Raw genomic sequence first — 18,864 nt, 5'->3', positions numbered from 1 at the left:
ATGAATATAAAAGATGTAAAAATAGAAAGGTCTGGAGTATTGCCTGAAGTAATTATTTTTCAACCAAGCGTTTATGTTGATAACAGAGGTGATATATATACTTCTTATTTTAAAATTATATATGAAGATTTTTTACCAGCAAACTTAATGTTTAATCATGATAAATTTGCTACTTCGAAAAAGGATGTATTGAGAGGGCTGCATGGAGATCATAAAACTTGGAAGTTGGTTTCTTGTGTCTACGGAAAGATATTTGAAGTAGTTGTTGACATGAGAGAAAATTCGCCTACCTATTTAAAATGGGATAGCTGGATTTTGGATGATAAAAATAAAAAAGCGGTATTAATTCCTGCGGGCTTTGTAAATGGATATTGTGTTATTAGTGAAATAGCTGTTTTTCACTATAAATTGGCATATGAAGGAGAATATGTGGACTCAGACCAACAACTGGTAGTAAAGTGGAATGATGCAAGATTAGATATTAATTGGCCTTGCAAAAATCCTATATTACAAAAAAGGGACGAATGACATGAAAATGAATGACAAATCTTTGGCCATAAATGAAGGCAGGCCTGTTTCAAAAGAAATAATTCCGATTCATAAACCCTATCTTGATGAAGAAGATTTTCAGGCAATTGATAAAACGGCACGAAGTACTTTTATTTCGGGTAATGGCCCTCAATGCATGCAATTCGAAAGGGAATTAGGCGAATACCTGGGGATGAAGCACGTTCTATTTACAAACAGCTGTACTACTGCTCTCGATCTGGTATTTAAAGCAAAAAACTTTCCCGCTGGCAGCGAGGTTATTGTTCCCAATTTTACTTACACTTCAACCGCACTAGGACCGTTATTGAACAACCTGAAAATCCGTTTATGCGATGTATATGAAGATAACGGAAACATTAATCCCGAAAAAATTGAAGCGCTTATTAATAAAAAAACTGTTGCTATAGTGCCTGTGGATTATGCAGGTAATCCCGCTGATATGGATATAATAAATGAAATTGCAAAAAAACACAATCTTTTTGTTGTGCAGGATGCTGCACAATCCATTGGTGCTGTATATAAGGGGAGAAAAGTTGGAACATACGCTGATGTAACCTGTTTTAGTTTTCACGGAACCAAAAATATTACAACAGGTGAAGGGGGGGCATTGGTAACGAATGATGATGAACTGGTAGATCGAGCAATTTTTATTCGGGAAAAAGGGACAAATAAACAATCTTTTTTAATAGATAATAAAAACAGGGGCTTTTATGAATATGTAACCATTGGGAGCTCGTTTGTTCAATCTAATATTCTTGGAGCCTTAGGATGTACGCAGCTAAAAAAAACTGATTGGATAACTGCAGAAAGAACAAGGATTGCTAAATTTTATTATGAAAATCTTAAAGACCTGCCCAATATTAAATTTAACAGAGTTACCGATAGTGCGGTACCCAACTGGCATATTTTCGGTATTCTTGTTCCGCCCGAACACAGATACTGGATAATGGATGCGTTACGTGCAGAAGGTGTGATGGCAAATGTTCATTACACCCCTTTACATCGAAATAAATTTTATATGGGATTAGCAACAGATGAAGAAATGCAAGGATCGATGAAATATTTCAATCAATTGCTTCGTTTACCAATTTATCCTTCACTTACACATGAAGAAATGGAAAAGGTAGTGGAAGCTACAAGAAAAGTAATGCAGGCATTATTGTAATATGAAAAAAACTATCCTTGTTTTCGGTGCGGGTTTAAATCAATATCTTTCGATCAAAGCTGCAAGAGACATTGGGGTCACTTCAGTAGTACTAGATCCCAATCCGGATGCACCGGAACAAGACATCATAGTATATTTAACAGAGCAATAAACCATTAAAATAAGGTATCATATGTTCATTTATAAAGATATTGCATTTCGAGTTATAGAAAAAGAAGATTTAGAGATTTTACGCAAGTTACATAATGATCCTTCAACATGGATTAATTTATATAACATTGATTTCGTAGACGAAGAAGGGCAGATTGAGTGGTGGAAAAATCTTCATAAAAATAAAAATGATAAGCGATACGTTATCTGCTTTGCTGAGAAACCAAAAGAAATAATTGGACGACTGCGAATACAAATTATTAATCACCAACATCAAAACTGTGAAATTGGTTTGGATATTTTATCTGAATATCGTGGAAAAGGATATGGAAAAAAAAGTTATGAAATGATTCTCGAGTTTTTATTCAATCATTTTAATATGAATATGGTATATTTAAAAGTTGCTGACTTTAATCCCAATGCAAAGAAACTTTATGAAAAAGTAGGTTTTAAAGAGACAGGCAGACTACCTCAATCATATTTTAGAAATGGAAAATATTGGGATTATATTATAATGTGTTTAACAAAAGACGAATTTAAAAAAATATAAACTTTCCCTATTAGGTCTTCCAAAAACCTTACTTTTAAATTTTCATTATTTCCCTTTCCATATTGCCGTTAAGCTTCCGGTATGGTTAACGCATAAGGTTCGATTGAAATGCATAAAAGGTAAAGCCGTTTTAGAATCAAAAAATATCAGGCGGGGGATGATTACGATTGGTTATGCACATGTAAGTATTAATGATGTGAATGAAAATTCTCTATGGAATGTTGAAGGTACTGTGATTTTTAAGGGAAGAGCTGGATTTGGAGCCGGTACGAAAATTGCCGTAGGTGAGGGGGCAATCCTTACCTTTGGAAATAATTTTTTAATTACTGCCAGGACAGAAATAGCTTGTTTTAAAGAAATTACTTTTGGTGATTATTACCTTCTTTCCTGGGATATTCTTGTATGGATACAGATGCTCATCCTGTTTATAATAAAAAAGTGAAAGAATAAACGAAGACAAGCCAATTCAAATTGGTAATCATGTATGGATTGGGTGCTGGTCCGTTCTATTAAAAGGAACTTATATCGCAGATGGGTGTATTGTCGGAGCAGGGTCGTTTTAACCCCAAAATATGCCTTAAATAATACAGTAATTGAGGGAATTTAGGAAAAACAGTTTTTGAATATGTCTGATGATAAGAAAAATTCTTTAATGGTTACCGTAGCAATACCTGTATATAATGGAAAAAAATTTATTCGAAATGCTATTGATAGCATACTAAAACAAAGAAATTTAGTAAAAAGTATATTCGTTATCGATGATGCATCTAACGATGGAATTGATGATATTATTAAAGAATATCAATCTAAAACTGAAATAATAGAATATTATAAAAATCCAACCAATCTTGGATATCCAAAGAATTGGAATAATTGTTTTTACCATTGTAAAACAAAATATTTGATAATATTGCATCAGGATGATGAATTGACGCTAAATTCAATTGAAAAGCTAATAAATTTCATACAAAATCATCCGGATGTCGCATTAGTAGGCGGATTGGAAGATTTTATTGATGAAAAGGGTCGATTAATTAGTAAAAGTCATACCAAAGAAACAAAAATATTTCAAAAGGGACAAATTTATGAATTTGTTAAAGAAACCGGTTCCTATATACCTTGCTCCAGTGTGATGTTTGATATGGAAAAAATAAGAAATGTGGGTTTTTTTGATGAAAACTATCTAGCTACAGATGAACTATTTTGGCCAAAAGTATTGACAAAATTTCCTATAGCAATTCTTGGTGAATCTTTGATATTAAGGCGTATACATCCGGAACAAACAGAGTATAGCGATTTTGCCAACAAATTCGATAAAATCATAGAAGCAGCAAAAGAACAGTATCATATAGCCAGTTATGAAGAAAATTTGTTTCAGCGAAGAAAAACTTTGAAAATTTTACAAGAAAAGGCATCTCGAAATTGTATTCGAATTGCTTATAAAGTATTTAAAACGCAAAAAGATTTTTATACTGCATTAAGATATTTGAAAGTTGCATGGAAGGAATATCCGAAAATATTCTTTTCAAAGTTTTTTATAAAATTTAGTATAAAAGCTATTTTGGGAAAAATACATTAGTGGATTTGAAGAAGAAAAGCCTCAGCGCTTTAATTTGGAGTTTTGTTGACTCTTTTGGCGTATATGTAGTTAGGTTTGGTTTTACAATTGCTATCGCCAGAAAATTATCTCCAAAGGATTATGGTTTAGCAGGGATGGTTACGATATTTATCGCTCTTGCAACACTTATTGCAGAGAGTGGTTTTTCAATGGCTCTGATACAGAAGAAGAATAGTGATCAGAGGGATTACTCTACCGTTTTCTTTTTCAATCTTATCGCTTCCATATTTTTGTATATAGTTCTTTTTTTTTCTGCTGGTTTAATTGCTAATTTTTATAATGAACCGATTGTTAAAGACATTACAAGAGTAGCTTCTATAGGAGTAGTTTTTAGTGCTCTTATCACAGTTCATATTACAATTCTTACCAAAAATTTAGAATTCAAGATTCCTGCTTTTATTAGGATGTGCTCTGCGCTCATATCTGGTGTTTTAGGTGTCTTTATGGCATATAATGGTTTTGGAGTTTGGGCGTTAGTTTATCCAACTCTTGCTGGTTCCTTGCTATCTGTTTTGTTATTTTGGATTTTCAATAGATGGAAGCCTTCTATGGTTTTTTCTATTGAGTCATTTAAGTTGTTGTATAAATATGGTGTTAATATTTTTGCACAAGGATTCACTTCGATATTGCTAGACCAAATATATTATCCTCTTATTGGAAAATTTTATAGTGCAACGGAATTGGGATATTTCTCAAACGCAGATAGGTTTTATCAGATATTTGTGAGAAGAATAACCATTTCCTATGGTAGGGTTGCCTTCCCAGCGTTTTCAAGTTTGCAAGATAAACCAATTGATTTTGCAAATGCTTATCGAAAAACAACCATTTCTTTAGCTTTTATTTTACTGCCGTTAACTGCCTTGCTTATTGTATCAGCAAAACCGGTGATACTAATTTTATTAACAAATAAATGGGCAAATAGCATCCCCTTTTTGCAATTACTTTATTTGGATGGATTTATATTTCCTTTTTTATTACTGAACCAAAACGTTTTAAATGCTCTTGGTAAAAGCAAATTATCCCTAATTATTGATACAGTAAAAAAAATATTTGTAATAATTGGTGCATTTATAGCATTTAAGATTGGTATTCAAGCGTTGATTATTAGCCAAATAACAAGCACTGCAATTGGACTTTTAGTGAGTATCTTTTTTATAAAAGAAAACATTATTAAACAGAATTTAATATATGATTTAATCATAATAATATTTACCACACTTATATTTACTTTATGTTCAATATTAGTTTTAAATATAATTTTATCGAATATTGTCACTGTGTTTATTCAAATACTTTTATTTCTGATGTACTTCTTCACACACAAATATCTTCAATCTAATGGGTATAAGTATTTTATTAAATTTATTTCCCCAATAATTCCTGAACCAATTCAAAAATATATTTGATGAAAACGAAGACATTTTTGACATTTTTCCCAGGGTATGAGGATTTTCATTTTTGGAAAGATCCGGGACAAATTCCATTTAGATTTATGCGTCTTGGATACAAATCGAAAATATTAACAAGAAAAAGCGGAGATTTTTTAATTTCTAAAAAATATTTAGATGTTGAGATTCTTGAAGTGAAGCTTTTTTTAGGTAAAGATATTAGTACGATTTCATACTTTTTGAAACAAGGTAAAAATATTGATATTCTTAACATATTTCACTTGCATTGTTTTGAGAGTCTGCTTGCAGCATATATTTATAAATTACGCAACCCGAAAGGTTTTGTATACTTAAAGATGGATAATTGCCATTCTTCAGGTATTTATCCATGGGAAAAAATTTTCGATAAGAAGGTTGTTCCAGTTTCTTTTTTGGCAAAACCAAACGAGACATTTAAGTGGAGGATTAAAAAATTCCTAATCAAAAATCTCTTTATTAAAAAAATTGATTTGTTCAGTGTGGAGGATGAAGAAAGTAGGAAGTATTTTGAGAATAAGTATTCTTTTTTTAGGAATAAAATTATTGTTGCTTATAATGGTCATACAGTAGATTTTGTACAAAGTAATATTAAAGTGAATTCTTTCGAAGAAAAAGAAAATTTAATAATAACAGTTGGAAGACTAGGCACATTCCAAAAAAATACACTTAATCTCCTCAAAGGATTTGCTGAAACTGCAAAACAACATAACTGGAATTTAGAACTTGCTGGTCCAATTGTCCCAGATTTTTCTGCTGAAATAAATAATTTTATGGTGCTGCACCCGGAATTATCCAAAAGAATTAAGTTTTTAGGAAATCTGGATAAACCAGAGCTATATAATTTATATAATAGAGCTAAAATATTCTTATTGCCATCTAGGTTTGAGGGTTTTGCAATTGCTTATTCTGAGGCTGCATACTTTGCTAATGCAATAATTACTTCGCCATACACGTCAATTAGTAATATTTTGATAAAAGAAGAATTCAGTGTTTTGGTTGCTCCTGAAAAGCCGGAAGAGATTGGACAGGCATTATTGCGGTTGATAAATAACCCAGCACAATTGCAAAAATATTGTTCTAATTCGAAAAAATTTGCAGAAAATAATTTAAATTGGAATGAAATTGTGAAAAAAATTGATAAACGAATTATGAAAAGATTTTATAAATGATATTCTTTCTATAATCATCGTATGTATATTAACGAAATTTATTATTAAAAATAGGATAAAAATGAAGATACCATTTGCGAAGTACTTGCGTCCAATTAAGAGAATCTGGGTGATACTAAAAAAACATAACTATAGTATTAAAAATATAGTTGGTATATTTTCATCCAATGAGGCGAAACGTCACCCTTTAGTTTCAATAAAAGAAAAAAATGGTTTTAGTATTATAGAAATACAGGAATATATTAATTTACCTATCTATGATAATAAAGAGAAAAAAGATAGGGGTTATCATAAGTTTGGTAATACATGGTGGTATAATTTGAACTGCCCATATTCTTTTCATTATTTTGATATAAATTCATTTTATCCGAAAAAATATTTTAAAACAGAGTGCACAGGTCATCCAGATTCAAATGTTGGTGAGGAAATTTATCACTATATGCAGAAAGTATATCAAAATCTTTTTGGTAAAACCTTTGATAGTGTGCTTGAATTAGGTACTGGGGGGGGGAGATTACTCGCCAATTTGAAATAAATAAACTAAATTATATAGCAGTCGAGGGAACAATAGAAGGTTACAATAAATTATTAGATATTGGGATTCCAAAGGAAAAAATTATTAATGAAGACTTGAGAAAAATGAATTACTTAAATGAGAAATTTGATATTGTAATGTGTACTGAAGTTATTGAACATATTGAACCTTTTTTTGCAAGTAAAATTGTTGATCTCTGTACAGCTCATGCCGATGTAATCTGGTTTTCTTCAGCAGATAGAAATAGACAACCGCATTATCATCATATTAACGAAGTGAGCAAAGAAGTATGGGATAATATTTTTGCCTTCTTTGGATTTAATCATTTTATTGAGTTAAATAGATTACACGGAAGAGCTGACCGTTTGTACCTTTCAAAAGAAATAGTTAAGAACATTTTTGAAAAATAATTAAAATAATTTTTAATTAATTTTTATTCTGCGAAAAAATTATTACAATTAACCATGGTTAAATAATGATAAATAAAATTTTCCAAGCTCTTTATTGGCGTGTTGAGCGTAGGTTACATAGTTCCTTTTTAAAAAAGAAATTAAAATATGGGAAACTCAATAATATCAGGCTTCATTTTGGATGCGGCTCAAATCCATTAATTGGGTATATTAATGTTGATTTTCAATTATCTAAAGGAGTTGATCTAATTGAAGATTTAAATTGTCCTAAAATATTTAGTAACAATTGTGCAAGAGAGATATTCAGTAATGCATTTTTTGAACATTTATATCGAAAAAACAGAATAGAGCATTTACGGAGATGTAAAGACATTTTAAAACCGGGTGGGATAATTTGTTACTTAGGGATACCATATTTTCCAGAAGTAGCAAAACTCTATGTTGAGGGAGAATTTACATTGTACCAAGTTTATAGATATACTCACGGTGACCCGGAAACAGATTGAGAAGGTAGTAATACAAAATGGTTAGCGCAATTACATAAATCTCTGTTCGATAAAAATGAAATTAAAAATTTATTAGAAAAAGCTGGGTTTAAAAACTATTTTATTTTTAAATATTGTTATCCAGGTGAAGAAAGACCTGTAAACTGTGGATTTATTGCTATAAAAAATTCTTTATTAGATAAAAAAGACTGTCTACTTTATTTAACATCATTAAATAATAAAAAATTACTCATTGATACTTTGGAGTTTTTGTAATGAAAATCGCTTTCCCAAATAATAGTTTTCCAGGTGGATTCTTAAAATCAATAGAAAAAGTATTTATTAATCTTGGGTATAAAACTTTTACTACCAAGAAATTCTCTGCTCCAATAATAAATAGAATAGCAAGGAAAGCTAAATTCCCTTACATATATGAAAAGGCTGTTTATAATAAAATAATTTATTTTAATAATGACTTTATAGAACAAATCTTAGATTTTAAACCGGATATTTTCTTTAATTACAGCGGGAGTGGGTTGTTCCCTGAGACTGTTAAGAAGATAAAAGAAGAAACAAAATGTTTAATGATATGTTTTGTAGCTGATAATCCTTGTGATCCAGATCCGAGGAGAGATCAATTTTTCCCTATGACACTTCAATACTATGATATTTTTCTTAATCCTGAACCTGTATGGGACAAAATAATCTATAATTTATGCAAGAATCCTAAAATTATTAGATTTTATGGCGGTTATGATCCAGAAAAGTTTTATCCTATAGATATATCTTCGATTAGTGAGGATGAGAAAAAAGAGTTAGAATGTCAAGTATCTTTTACTGGAGGTAGTTATTATAAAAGCGCTGAGGGAGCTTATAGAGCTGGAATTTTAGGTCAATTAGAAGGATATAATGTCAAAATATGGGGGGATGAAGGATGGAAATATCGCTTTCATTTTTATCCAAAGATTAAAGAAGCTTACCAGGGACCTCGATTATCTTATGATAAATTATGCAAACTTTACACATTATCTATGATAAATTTAAATATACCAAGCCCACAAATATTTACTTCTTTTCAGCCACGTGTTTTTGATATTGCAGCGACTAAGGGCTTTCAGATTATTGATTTTAGTCCAAAGTTATTAGAAGTCTTTGATAACATAAATATAGTAACATTTAAAAATATTAACGAATTAAAAGAAAAGATTAATTATTATACTAAGAATGAGAGGGACAGAGACTCAATAATAGAAGAGATGTACTGTAGAGTTAAAGATGAATTTACTTGGGAAAACCAAGTCAAATTTGCTTTAAAACAATTTTAATCATTTTATGAAAATAAAAAGCGACCTTATTAAAATATTCATTTTATTATTTCTATCGATTGTAGCAATTTACTTTGTTCCAGCTCTAAAAACGTTTTTTTTGGTCACAACGCTAATTTTATTTTATTTTGATAAACCTCAAAATGATTACTTTTGGGTTTTTTTTGTTTTATTATTTGTTGATAATCCAGGGAATTTATTTTGGAAGGAAACAGAATCGATAATAAAAGTTGGACCTATTGTTTTTTCTTTTCTTCAATTTTTTATAATAATTGCTGTACTTAAAATTGTTATTAAAAAATCTCATTATAATAATATCAAAGTATTTTATGCTAAATCCAGCATACCTTACTTAATTTGGTTAATCTTCCTTCTTATTGAAGGTTTAATTTTGGGAATCGAGGGGGGGGGTAGAACAGGTTATAGATATTTGTATCAATTTGGGCTAACATTTTTTATTTTTCCTATCTTCTTTGTTATGCCATATATGATAAAGGGTATGGCAGATTTAGTAAAATTTTTTAGGATTGTATCAATATTTGTTGTATTAAATTTTATTAGTCAAGTATATAATTTAATAATAGGGCAAAGTTTTCATACTTTATTTGGAGGAACAATCCCACTTGGTTATGATGATTCCACAACTTTTGAAAATTATGAAAGGATGTTACGCCCTGTATATTTTGTCTATTCTTCATTTTATGCTTTCATTTTAGCTCCCTTTTACCTTTACACTAAAATGAATGGCTTCAAACGAAATTATTTATATTTTATATTTGTTGTTTCTTTATTATCAGTATTTATCACGGCAACTAGGGGTTGGATACTTGCTTTCTTTGCTTATATTATAATTCTAACAATAATTGATACATTTATTACAAAAAAATTTACTACTCCCAAAATTATTTTCAGTTTATTTGTTGTAATGATTATTATGGTAAGTACAATCCCGATAGCTAAGCAACAATTTTTTGCAAGTTTAGAAAGATTTGAGACATTGAAGTTGTTATTACAAGGCGATCCAACATTAGGAGGTACTAATATTAGATTAACTTCTCGGCTATCTCCAGTATTAGATAAATTTAAAGATCGCCCAATTACTGGATGGGGTTTTTCTAAAGTTGGGATGGAAATACATGATGGGCACGTTGGTAATGCTTCACTAATAATGGTAGGGGGTATTATAGGTGGAATTGTTGTATTTATTTTTTTATGGAACTTAATTCACAAGCAATTAAAACTTTATAAACATCTTACTTTATTTAACGTATATCGATATGAGATCTTAATAATATCATCATCTTTAATAATACTTTTAATAATTCATTCAACTTCAGCGCAAGTATTTGGTTTTTATAGATATGTCAGAGATGGTGGTTCAGGTGCATATTGGATAGCAATTTATTTAACAATATTAAATGTAATATATAACTCTTTCAAGCGAAAAAATCAACTAATTAATAAAGTTTAACATGATTTCATTTATTGTTATTGGTCGTAATGAAGGTTGGAAAATCACAAAATGTTTTGAGAGTATTTTCAAAACAATTGAATATAATAATTTAAAAGGATATGAAGTTATTTACGTTGATTCAAATTCTACTGATGATAGCATCGAGAGGGTTAAGAAATTCCAAAGAGTAAGAATTTTTAAACTGACTGGTGATATCAATGCAGCAATAGGAAGAAATGTAGGGGCATATGAATCAAAAGGGGGTGTTTTGTTTTTTATTGATGGGGATATGGAAATTCAAAGTGATTTTCTAAAAAAAGTATATAATGAAGAAAGTGGCTTGAAATATGATTTTGTTTCTGGTCAATTTTGTAATTATTATTATGATTATAGCGGAAAACTATTAAACACAGAAAATTATCATCAAGTGTTAGTTAATGATAATATTGAATTCACAACAGGTGGGCTCTTTTTAATTAAACGCGATTTATGGCTAAAAGTTGGTGGTATGCGAAAAAAACTTAGGAAAAATGAGGATATTGATTTTGCAATAAGATTAGCAAATTTAGGTATTTATTTGATAAGGAAGAAAGAGTTAATGGCGATTCATCATACAATTTCCTATAGTGATGTGAAAAGAACATGGAAAATGTTATTTGATGGTAATGAATTGTATCGCTCAGTTTTAATGAGAGATAATTTTTTAAATAAGTTTCAATGGAAATATTTCGTAAGGACTAATTATACTAGTATATTATTGATTATAATAGTCTTGTTCATGTTGCTAATAAAAAATTTATCCATTTTGCTTTTATATTTAACAGCAATTTTACTTAGAGCAATGATTAAAAAGGTTCCGAAAATAAATAGGAAATTTTTATATCGAACTAATCTAGTAATATACTTCTTGATCCGAGATATTTTAACTTGGTTTGCTTTTCTATTTTTTTACCCTAAAGAAAAAAAGAAAATTAAATATATTATAGTTTCTTAATTAATATATAACACCTTAATGATTCAAAAAAAATTTCTTCAAATATTGTTTTTTCTAGTAAAATATTAGATTTATATCTTGATATTATTCAATTGCCTTCTGGTAAAATTATAGATGATTACCATATATTAAATATAAATAATAAAAGAATTAAAAGTAAAGTAGTTACTCATTTAATATGTGAAAATAAAAATAAATAGCAAAAAATAATTTAATTTATATAGGGAATAATTAAGAATATATTTAAAATAATAATATATTTATATTTACTATTATTTATAATGCGAAAATAATACTAAATATAAATTTAAATGTCTAAAAAAATAAATATATTAGTTACAGGCCCTTATAAACAGGAAGGTGGTGTATCAAATTTTTGTAATACCTTACTTAATTTCCCCAGCAATTTTAAATATCAATTATTTAAACGTGGTTCAAGAAAAAAATATAATCGTATTATTAAAATAATTATTGAACAAATTATTGATTATATAAAGTTTATAATTTTATTATTTAAATATAACTATGATCTATTATTTATTAACACCTCACTTAGTAAATCAAATTTAATTAGAGATGGTTTGTTTATATTAATATCTAAAATATTTAGGAAAAAAGTATTATTATTTATACATGGATTCGATGATAAGTGTTTAAAAATGAGTTTATTTATAAAATTACTATTTTTATCAGATACAATTATTGTACTTGCAAATGAATTTAAGGAAAAAATAAAATTAGTTGGATACCATAAACCGATTTTCGTTAGTTATAACCCTGTATCTAATAAAATATTTGATTCTATTACTAAAGAATTCATTGAAACAAAAAAATTAGATAAACCTGAAAATATTCTTTACCTTGCAAGAATCGAAGAAGAGAAAGGAATTTTTATTTTATTGCAAGCATTTAAAAAATTAAAAATCATTCATCCAAAATATAAATTGTTTATTGCTGGTAGTGGTAGTAAATATTATGAGGTTAATAAGTACATACATAATGAAAAATTGAATGATGTATATTTATTAGGACATTTAAATGAAAATGAAAAAATTGAATTGCTAAAAAAAGCTGACATGTTGGTTTTTCCGACTTACTATAAGGAAGGTTTACCCATAAGTGTTTTGGAAGCCATGGCTGCAGGGCTACCAATTGTAACGCGACCAGTGGGTGGTATAAAAGATTTTTTTGTTGATGGAATAATGGGATATTTAGTATATAGTACAGATCCTAATGAGGTTTTTGAAAAAATTGTATTATTGTCTAATTCTACTAATTATTATGAAATTTGCCAATCTAATTACTTTTATGCTAAACAAAACTTCACATCTGAAAAAGTATTTGATAAAATAGGAAAGATAATTGAAGAATTGGTACATGAAAAAAATTGAATATTCTTTAACTAAACTAATTAATTATATTGAATCGGAAGGATTCAAGGGATATGATCCTTATGATACTTTGAATTCGAGATTCAATTTTCAAAAATTAGGTAGGTGGCCAGCTATTATATTAACTCAAGTTCAAAAGCGTAATCCTATTAACATTAGACCAATATTAGGAATCAGAAAAGATTTTAATTCTAAGGCTATGGGTTTATTTTTAGAATCATATTCAATGCTATATGTAAAAACAAAAAACGAAAAATTTAAAAATCATTGCAATTTTTTTTATAATTGGTTACTTGAAAATTATTCTAAAGGATACTCTGGATATTGTTGGGGATATAATTTCCCCTGGGCAACTCCAAAAGAATATGTTAATTCTTTGATCCCTTCTTCCGTTGCTACGGCTGCTGTGATTAAAGGGTTGTATCAATTTTTTAAAATCACGGGTGATAAAAAAATTCCAGATATTATTAATAGTTCTTCAAGATTTATAGTGAATGATTTGCATATGTACGAGGATGATTCGGGTAAATGTTTTAGTTACACACCATTAGGACAGGATGTTTGTTATAATGCAAGTTTGTTTGCTGGTGAGATTTTAGCAATTAATTATAAATTTAATAAAGATAATTATTTTAAAAAAATATGCATAGATTTAGTCAATTTTGTTGTATCTAAGCAGAAAAAGGATGGAAGATGGAATTATAGTTTTGATATAAAAACAGGTAAAGAAAGAGAACAAATAGATTTTCATCAAGGGTATATTTTAGTAAGTATTTATAATATTAAAAACCTTTTAGAATATAGTTGTTCAGAATGGGAAGATGCCCTTAAAAAAGGTTTAAGGTTTTATTATGAAAACCAGTTCTTTAAAAATGGACAATCTTTATGGAGAATACCAAAAAACTATCCTGTTGATATACATAATCAGTCACAAGGTATAATCACTTTTAAAATGCTTCAAGAATACGGTCAAATTTATGATAAATTTGCTCACAAAATCGCTGAATGGACTATTGATAACATGCAATTAGAGACAGGGTATTTTATATATCGGAAAAATCGTTTTATTAAAAACAAAATTCCATATATGAGATGGGGACAAGCTTGGATGTTGCGCGCATTTACTGAGTTGATCTAATTTATCACGCAAAAAGATTTTCCTCTATAATAGCAAAAGTGCTACACCTTTCATATTTATAATGAAATATATTTATTAAAAGAAATATTTTTAATATACCTAATGAAAACTTTGAATTTAGTTAATAGTCCTGACGAAGTTGATAAACAAACATGGTCTGATTTTGTATTAAACCACCCTTATGGCAATGCATTTCAAACACCTGAAATGTATGAAGCATACAGAAATACACCAAATTATGAACCCATTTTTGTTGTTGCTGTCGATAATCAGAAAATTTTAGGTGTCTTGAATTAGTAGCTAAAGTTGCAGTATGGACAATAAACAATATGCAGGACGAATCGGGATATTTTTATTATCAGGTTCATCGTTTTTATAAAAACAAAATATCTTACATGCGCTGGTCTAACGCCTGGATGTTTCTAGCGCTGAGTCTTTTAATCAAAAAATAAAAAGGAAAATCTTAAATCGAAAGATGATTACTGAAAAATTTTGTTTATTTACAAATGATGTTGAAACTACTTCTATTTGGCACAATTCATTACGAGATGAAACTGGAATTAAAGTATACCGTGAAGGTATGCCTATTTTACTTGATTTATATGCAAAATATAATATTAAATCAACGTTTTTTTTTACAGCATATATAGCTAAATTGGTGCCTGATGTGGTAAAAATGGTACTAAAATATGGTCATGAAGTGGGTTCACATGGTAAATTGCATGATAGATGTTATGGATTTGATATAATGCCTCTAAATATGCAAAAGGAACACCTCGAATATTCGAAAAAACTTCTTGAGGACATTTCAGGTGAGGAGGTAATTTCTTTTCGTGCTCCCGCTTTACGAGTTAGTAAATTAACATCAGTGGCACTATTAGAAACAGGCTTTCGAATTGATAGTTCAGTTGCATCACAAAGATTTGATTTTTTTTTATCATCAGGTTCTGTAAATAAAATTAAATGGTTACTTACACCAAGGTGTCCTTACAGAGTAAACTACTACAATATTTTTAAAAGAGGGGATAGCCAATTAGTCGAGGTACCAATTTCTTCGTTTATAATTCCTTATATAGGGACTACCCTTAGAGTGCTGCCTAGAATTACAATGTTAATCAGGGGATTATTATATTTAGAGAGCAAAATTACTGATAAACCCATTGTTTTTTTAATTCATCCAAATGAGTTTTTGGATGAGAAAAAAGATTTAAGAATAATTAAAAAACAATCAAAAAATTACATTGTAAGTTTATTACAAGATATAATAAGGTCAAAAATTAAAGTAAAAAATTTAGGAATTAATGCAAAAAAATTATACGAATCTGAATTAATATTTTTTTTAAGGAAAAGTTGTGAATTCACCACGATTAAAGATTATGTAAACAAATATATTAAATGAAAAAAATAATTGTATTTGATTTTGATAAAACAGTTACTATAAATGATACTAATTTAATGTTTTATAAATACATGGGTAAAAATGATAAGATTTTTTATTTTAAATTAATAATTTATTTATTTTTCAAAATTTGTAGGAAAACAGGATTTATATCCAATAAAAAATTAAAAAATATTGGGTTATTCCTTTTTTTAAAAGGCATAAATAAAAATACATTAGAAAAGAAGTCAGCAGAATTTTCTAAGACTATATCATTAAATAAAAATATTTTAGAAATTATAAATAATTATATAAAAGCAAATTATTTTGTTTTAATAATAAGTGCTTCGTTTGAAATATATATAAAATATGTTTTTCCTAATTTACGGGTAATTGGTAGTACATTAGATTATTCAAAAAAATATCCTAAGATTGATAGACATTGCTATTCTTATGAAAAAAAAAATCAGCTAAAAAAATTAGGTTTACAAAATATTGATGCTTTGTATACAGATAGTGGCGATGATTTGCCCCTTGCAGAAATGGCTAAAGAAATTTTTTTAGTAAAAAAAAATAGAATTATAAAATGCTCATCACTAAAAGAATTTAAGATATTATCCAATAAAAGATTATGGGGCAAGTATTTATATTAGACGGAAGATCTAGAGCAGCATTGTCAATAGTCAGGTCTTTGGGTAGAAAAGGATTTGATATAACATTAGGAGAAGAATTTAAGAGTTTTTCTTTTTATTCAAAATTTGTAAAGAAAAAAATCATTTATCCCTCTCCTTCAAATAAGAAAGAGTTTTTAAATTTTATATTAAATTATATAGCCAATAACAAGGTAGATTTAATTATTCCTGTAAGAGATCAATGTACAGAAATAATATCAAACAACCTAGACCAAATATCTAAATACACCAAATGTGTGGTTCCACCTATTGAGTCATTTAATATAGCAAGAGACAAAGAAAAGACACTTGAATTATGTAGGAAATTATCAATTCCTCATCCTAAGAGTGTACTTTCATCTGAAATCAATGGCAGTTTAGATGAATTAAAAAAAATTTTTAGTTTGCCTATAGTCATTAAACCTAGAATTAGTTCAGGCTCAAGAGGTATACAAGTTGTAAATAATTGGTCTGAGCTAAAGTACAAATATCAAATTGTCAGTGAATCTTATCCTAATCCGATAATTCAAGAATTTATTCCGCATGGGGGTGCATATGGTGTATCATTATTATTTAATAAGGGGAATTTTAGAGCATTTTTCACACATAAAAGACTAAGGGAATATCCTATTTCTGGAGGGCCAAGTACCCTTAGCGAAGGGGTTAGATTCCCTGAAATCGAGACATATGCAATAAAATTATTAGAAGAATTGAAATGGCACGGTGTCGCAATGGTTGAGTTTAGGATAGATAAAAGAAATAATAATCCATTACTTATGGAAATTAATCCAAGATTTTGGGGCTCACTAGAGACAGCAATATTTTCTGGTGTAGATTTTCCTTACCTGTTATACGAATTAGCAATGTTGGGGGACTGTGAAGAAATACAAAATTATCAATTAGGTAAAAAAGTAAGATGGTTATTATTCGGTGATATTTTATGGTTTTTAAGCGGAAGAATATCACTTCCCAAGATAAAAGAATTCGTTAAATTTAAGCAAAAGGATTTAAGATATAATATATTTTCTTTAGAAGATTTTGGCCCTGTTTATGGCATTTTTTACGAATCAATTAAATCCCTATTTAATATTAAAAGATTAACTCATGTACTCAAAAGAGGCTGGTAAAAAGCATATTCTGTTCTATTGTGGGCACCCTGCACATTTTCATCTTTTAAAAAATCCTGCTGCCCGATTATTGGAAATGGGCAATGAGATTACTTTCGCTATTAAGGCTAAAGATGTACTTGAAAACCTGTTAAAAAGTTCAGGTTTCAGATATTATAAAATATCCGGGAAGGAGAGTTCTAATCGATTTATTAAATACCTTGATGCATTCTTACGATTATTTAAATATGCCTACATTATTAAAAAGACAAGAGCTTTTTTGTTAGTTGGCACTTCTTGGGAAAATTCGCGGTTAGGGAAAATATTAAATATCCCCTCAATTTGTTTGAATGAAGATGATGCTGAAGTGGTTCCTTTATTTGTAAATAATGCTTATCCTAATGCTACAGCAATATTGCTCCCTGAGTGTTGTAGTTCTGGTAAGTATCGTAATAAAGTAATTGCTTATAATTCACTTCACGAGCTCGCATATTTGCACCCTAAATATTTTACTCCAGATTTTAATAAGGTTAAAAACTTAATAACTCACCCTGATGAAAAGTATTTCATCATTCGTCTTGCAAAGCTTAAAGCACATCACGACATTGGTAAAAAAGGAATTGACAGGGAAATAGTGCAAAAGATTATTGAAAAACTCTCTCCATACGGCAGAATTTATATAACTACCGAACGTGAACTCGGACCGGAATTTGAGCAATACAGAATCAAAATAAATCCTTTAGAAATTCACCATGCTATGGCTTTTGCAACGATGTATATTGGCGACAGTCAGACAATGGCTGCAGAAGCTGCCGTTCTGGGCGTTCCCTCAATCCGTTTTAATGATTTTGTCGGCAAACTTGGTTATTTGGAAGAACTGGAACACAAATATGGTCTTACTTATGGGATTCAAACATCGGAACCAGATAAGCTATTTCAGAAAATCGATGAGCTACTCATGATGCCTGATTTGAAAGAAGAATGGCAAAGACGTCGATATCGAATTTTGAATGATAAAATAGATGTTACAACTTTTTTGGTTTGGTTTATAGAGAACTATCCTGATAGTGTGAAGATAATGAAAGAAAACCCAGATTATCAATATCAGTTTAAATAATCCTTCACATTTGAGAGATTTAAGTTTAAATGTTTTTATTTATTTTATTAAATTTCTTCAAAACCAAAAGGAAACAAGAAATTTATCAGAATTTAAAAAATATATTATACGTCATGACATAGATCGCCTGTCATCATCCATCTCACAAATGGCTTCCTATGAAAGAGGGCTTGGCATAATGGCAAATTATTTCTTCCGTAAAGATTTTTTTCTAAAATTTCCACGTCTTCTGA

General features: G+C 29.0%; 21 protein-coding genes. All 21 read left to right on the top strand.

Annotation, left to right across the window (positions count from 1 at the left end):
- The 21 genes from ACSSWA_RS11370 (at nucleotide 1) to ACSSWA_RS11270 (ending at nucleotide 18,631) form a co-directional block, all read left to right on the top strand.
- Nucleotides 1-528 carry a dTDP-4-dehydrorhamnose 3,5-epimerase family protein gene (locus ACSSWA_RS11370; RefSeq protein WP_437356696.1) on the top strand — a complete coding sequence of 176 codons (528 nt, stop codon included), beginning with the start codon at nucleotides 1-3 and terminating at the stop codon, nucleotides 526-528.
- Between the two features lies 1 nt (nucleotide 529).
- Nucleotides 530-1,714, top strand: coding sequence for a DegT/DnrJ/EryC1/StrS family aminotransferase (locus ACSSWA_RS11365; RefSeq protein WP_437356695.1), 1,185 nt, complete (start codon nucleotides 530-532; stop codon nucleotides 1,712-1,714).
- Nucleotides 1,715-1,886: 172 nt separating this feature from the next.
- On the top strand, nucleotides 1,887-2,414 hold the full coding sequence (locus ACSSWA_RS11360; RefSeq protein ID WP_437356694.1) for a GNAT family N-acetyltransferase: 528 nt from the start codon (nucleotides 1,887-1,889) through the stop codon (nucleotides 2,412-2,414).
- A gap of 157 nt (nucleotides 2,415-2,571) precedes the next feature.
- Nucleotides 2,572-2,856, top strand: a complete 285-nt coding sequence (locus ACSSWA_RS11355; protein ID WP_437356693.1) for a hypothetical protein — start codon at nucleotides 2,572-2,574, stop codon at nucleotides 2,854-2,856.
- 4 nt (nucleotides 2,857-2,860) lie between these two features.
- Nucleotides 2,861-2,977, top strand: a complete 117-nt coding sequence (locus ACSSWA_RS11350) for a hypothetical protein (protein ID WP_437356757.1) — start codon at nucleotides 2,861-2,863, stop codon at nucleotides 2,975-2,977.
- Between the two features lie 62 nt (nucleotides 2,978-3,039).
- The gene (locus ACSSWA_RS11345) at nucleotides 3,040-3,993 is read left to right on the top strand and encodes a glycosyltransferase family 2 protein (protein ID WP_437356692.1); all 954 of its coding nucleotides are present in this window, start codon (nucleotides 3,040-3,042) and stop codon (nucleotides 3,991-3,993) included.
- Complete coding sequence (locus ACSSWA_RS11340; RefSeq protein ID WP_437356691.1) at nucleotides 3,993-5,438, top strand: lipopolysaccharide biosynthesis protein; 1,446 nt, start codon at nucleotides 3,993-3,995, stop codon at nucleotides 5,436-5,438. Before ACSSWA_RS11345 ends, ACSSWA_RS11340 begins: the two co-directional genes overlap by 1 nt.
- Nucleotides 5,438-6,628 carry a glycosyltransferase family 4 protein gene (locus ACSSWA_RS11335; RefSeq protein WP_437356690.1) on the top strand — a complete coding sequence of 397 codons (1,191 nt, stop codon included), beginning with the start codon at nucleotides 5,438-5,440 and terminating at the stop codon, nucleotides 6,626-6,628. The genes ACSSWA_RS11340 and ACSSWA_RS11335 overlap by 1 nt, the downstream gene beginning before the upstream one ends.
- A 61-nt stretch (nucleotides 6,629-6,689) precedes the next feature.
- The gene (locus tag ACSSWA_RS11330) at nucleotides 6,690-7,163 is read left to right on the top strand and encodes a hypothetical protein (protein WP_437356689.1); all 474 of its coding nucleotides are present in this window, start codon (nucleotides 6,690-6,692) and stop codon (nucleotides 7,161-7,163) included.
- A gap of 104 nt (nucleotides 7,164-7,267) precedes the next feature.
- A complete protein-coding gene (locus tag ACSSWA_RS11325; protein WP_437356688.1) occupies nucleotides 7,268-7,573 on the top strand; it encodes a hypothetical protein in 306 nt (101 codons plus the stop codon).
- A gap of 65 nt (nucleotides 7,574-7,638) precedes the next feature.
- On the top strand, nucleotides 7,639-8,079 hold the full coding sequence (locus ACSSWA_RS11320) for a hypothetical protein (protein ID WP_437356687.1): 441 nt from the start codon (nucleotides 7,639-7,641) through the stop codon (nucleotides 8,077-8,079).
- Nucleotides 8,080-8,333: 254 nt separating this feature from the next.
- A complete protein-coding gene (locus ACSSWA_RS11315; protein WP_437356686.1) occupies nucleotides 8,334-9,383 on the top strand; it encodes a glycosyltransferase family protein in 1,050 nt (349 codons plus the stop codon).
- Between the two features lie 7 nt (nucleotides 9,384-9,390).
- Complete coding sequence (locus ACSSWA_RS11310; protein ID WP_437356685.1) at nucleotides 9,391-10,854, top strand: hypothetical protein; 1,464 nt, start codon at nucleotides 9,391-9,393, stop codon at nucleotides 10,852-10,854.
- Nucleotide 10,855: 1 nt separating this feature from the next.
- A complete protein-coding gene (locus ACSSWA_RS11305; protein WP_437356684.1) occupies nucleotides 10,856-11,830 on the top strand; it encodes a glycosyltransferase family 2 protein in 975 nt (324 codons plus the stop codon).
- Between the two features lie 311 nt (nucleotides 11,831-12,141).
- Nucleotides 12,142-13,221, top strand: a complete 1,080-nt coding sequence (locus ACSSWA_RS11300; RefSeq protein ID WP_437356683.1) for a glycosyltransferase family 4 protein — start codon at nucleotides 12,142-12,144, stop codon at nucleotides 13,219-13,221.
- Nucleotides 13,208-14,359, top strand: coding sequence for a hypothetical protein (locus ACSSWA_RS11295; protein ID WP_437356682.1), 1,152 nt, complete (start codon nucleotides 13,208-13,210; stop codon nucleotides 14,357-14,359). Before ACSSWA_RS11300 ends, ACSSWA_RS11295 begins: the two co-directional genes overlap by 14 nt.
- A 102-nt stretch (nucleotides 14,360-14,461) precedes the next feature.
- Nucleotides 14,462-14,656 (top strand): hypothetical protein, encoded by a 195-nt coding sequence (locus ACSSWA_RS11290; protein ID WP_437356681.1) that lies wholly within the window; start codon nucleotides 14,462-14,464, stop codon nucleotides 14,654-14,656.
- 178 nt (nucleotides 14,657-14,834) lie between these two features.
- A complete protein-coding gene (locus ACSSWA_RS11285; RefSeq protein ID WP_437356680.1) occupies nucleotides 14,835-15,758 on the top strand; it encodes a polysaccharide deacetylase family protein in 924 nt (307 codons plus the stop codon).
- Entirely contained in the window at nucleotides 15,755-16,390 is a 636-nt protein-coding gene (locus ACSSWA_RS11280; protein WP_437356679.1) for an HAD family hydrolase, read from the top strand. Before ACSSWA_RS11285 ends, ACSSWA_RS11280 begins: the two co-directional genes overlap by 4 nt.
- Nucleotides 16,369-17,535 carry a carboxylate--amine ligase gene (locus ACSSWA_RS11275; protein WP_437356678.1) on the top strand — a complete coding sequence of 389 codons (1,167 nt, stop codon included), beginning with the start codon at nucleotides 16,369-16,371 and terminating at the stop codon, nucleotides 17,533-17,535. Before ACSSWA_RS11280 ends, ACSSWA_RS11275 begins: the two co-directional genes overlap by 22 nt.
- Nucleotides 17,513-18,631 (top strand): DUF354 domain-containing protein, encoded by a 1,119-nt coding sequence (locus ACSSWA_RS11270; RefSeq protein ID WP_437356677.1) that lies wholly within the window; start codon nucleotides 17,513-17,515, stop codon nucleotides 18,629-18,631. Before ACSSWA_RS11275 ends, ACSSWA_RS11270 begins: the two co-directional genes overlap by 23 nt.
- Nucleotides 18,632-18,864: the final 233 nt, after the last annotated feature.

Source organism: Melioribacter sp. Ez-97 (assembly GCF_051488665.1).
Classification (GTDB): domain Bacteria; phylum Bacteroidota; class Ignavibacteria; order Ignavibacteriales; family Melioribacteraceae; genus Melioribacter.
The sequence above is the reverse complement of the archived record's forward strand: the minus strand, read 5'-3'. Positions and strand labels throughout refer to the sequence as shown.

Bases quoted from the DNA above. Each gene is read 5' to 3' on its own strand.
- ACSSWA_RS11370 (WP_437356696.1), top strand. From the start codon at position 1: ATGAATATAAAAGATGTAAAAATAGAAAGGTCTGGAGTATTGCCTGAA.
- ACSSWA_RS11365 (WP_437356695.1), top strand. From the start codon at position 530: ATGAAAATGAATGACAAATCTTTGGCCATAAATGAAGGCAGGCCTGTT.
- ACSSWA_RS11360 (WP_437356694.1), top strand. From the start codon at position 1,887: ATGTTCATTTATAAAGATATTGCATTTCGAGTTATAGAAAAAGAAGAT.
- ACSSWA_RS11355 (WP_437356693.1), top strand. From the start codon at position 2,572: ATGATTACGATTGGTTATGCACATGTAAGTATTAATGATGTGAATGAA.
- ACSSWA_RS11345 (WP_437356692.1), top strand. From the start codon at position 3,040: ATGTCTGATGATAAGAAAAATTCTTTAATGGTTACCGTAGCAATACCT.
- ACSSWA_RS11335 (WP_437356690.1), top strand. From the start codon at position 5,438: ATGAAAACGAAGACATTTTTGACATTTTTCCCAGGGTATGAGGATTTT.
- ACSSWA_RS11330 (WP_437356689.1), top strand. From the start codon at position 6,690: ATGAAGATACCATTTGCGAAGTACTTGCGTCCAATTAAGAGAATCTGG.
- ACSSWA_RS11325 (WP_437356688.1), top strand. From the start codon at position 7,268: ATGAATTACTTAAATGAGAAATTTGATATTGTAATGTGTACTGAAGTT.
- ACSSWA_RS11320 (WP_437356687.1), top strand. From the start codon at position 7,639: ATGATAAATAAAATTTTCCAAGCTCTTTATTGGCGTGTTGAGCGTAGG.
- ACSSWA_RS11315 (WP_437356686.1), top strand. From the start codon at position 8,334: ATGAAAATCGCTTTCCCAAATAATAGTTTTCCAGGTGGATTCTTAAAA.
- ACSSWA_RS11310 (WP_437356685.1), top strand. From the start codon at position 9,391: ATGAAAATAAAAAGCGACCTTATTAAAATATTCATTTTATTATTTCTA.
- ACSSWA_RS11305 (WP_437356684.1), top strand. From the start codon at position 10,856: ATGATTTCATTTATTGTTATTGGTCGTAATGAAGGTTGGAAAATCACA.
- ACSSWA_RS11300 (WP_437356683.1), top strand. From the start codon at position 12,142: ATGTCTAAAAAAATAAATATATTAGTTACAGGCCCTTATAAACAGGAA.
- ACSSWA_RS11295 (WP_437356682.1), top strand. From the start codon at position 13,208: ATGAAAAAAATTGAATATTCTTTAACTAAACTAATTAATTATATTGAA.
- ACSSWA_RS11290 (WP_437356681.1), top strand. From the start codon at position 14,462: ATGAAAACTTTGAATTTAGTTAATAGTCCTGACGAAGTTGATAAACAA.
- ACSSWA_RS11285 (WP_437356680.1), top strand. From the start codon at position 14,835: ATGATTACTGAAAAATTTTGTTTATTTACAAATGATGTTGAAACTACT.
- ACSSWA_RS11280 (WP_437356679.1), top strand. From the start codon at position 15,755: ATGAAAAAAATAATTGTATTTGATTTTGATAAAACAGTTACTATAAAT.
- ACSSWA_RS11275 (WP_437356678.1), top strand. From the start codon at position 16,369: ATGGGGCAAGTATTTATATTAGACGGAAGATCTAGAGCAGCATTGTCA.
- ACSSWA_RS11270 (WP_437356677.1), top strand. From the start codon at position 17,513: ATGTACTCAAAAGAGGCTGGTAAAAAGCATATTCTGTTCTATTGTGGG.